Source organism: Shigella sp. FC1967, from assembly GCF_001743005.1.
Taxonomy (GTDB): domain Bacteria; phylum Pseudomonadota; class Gammaproteobacteria; order Enterobacterales; family Enterobacteriaceae; genus Proteus.
This window is the reverse complement of sequence record NZ_MIIZ01000187.1, coordinates 1-273: the sequence shown is the minus strand read 5'-3', so window position 1 is coordinate 273 and position 273 is coordinate 1. Positions and strand designations below refer to the sequence as shown.

Here is a 273-nt window from a genome sequence, read left to right as displayed (position 1 = left end):
CGCGCCGTCTGCGCGGTGGCTATGTCTGACGGGATTACTCGTAAACAAAGCCGTGAGCTGCTGAATGATGCCAAACGTATCAAAGACGAAATGGAAAAAGGCCCACTGACTGGCTCCCACCAGAATGATGAGCTTGGCGCTGGCAACACCGACGAGCAATCCCTCAACTCGGGTGGGGATGGTACGCCGGAACAAACCGGGAATGACGACCTGAACCTTGCCCAGGAGGAACTGGAAGGGGGTAAAAATTCCAATGGTCAGGACGATGATGAC

The 273-nt window shown here is 54.9% G+C and carries 1 protein-coding gene; it reads left to right on the top strand.

Annotated features, from left to right (window positions below; genetic code table 11):
• Positions 1-273, top strand: a 273-nt coding sequence (locus BHE89_RS01685) for a KorB domain-containing protein (RefSeq protein ID WP_353615092.1), incomplete at both ends; no start/stop codon positions are given.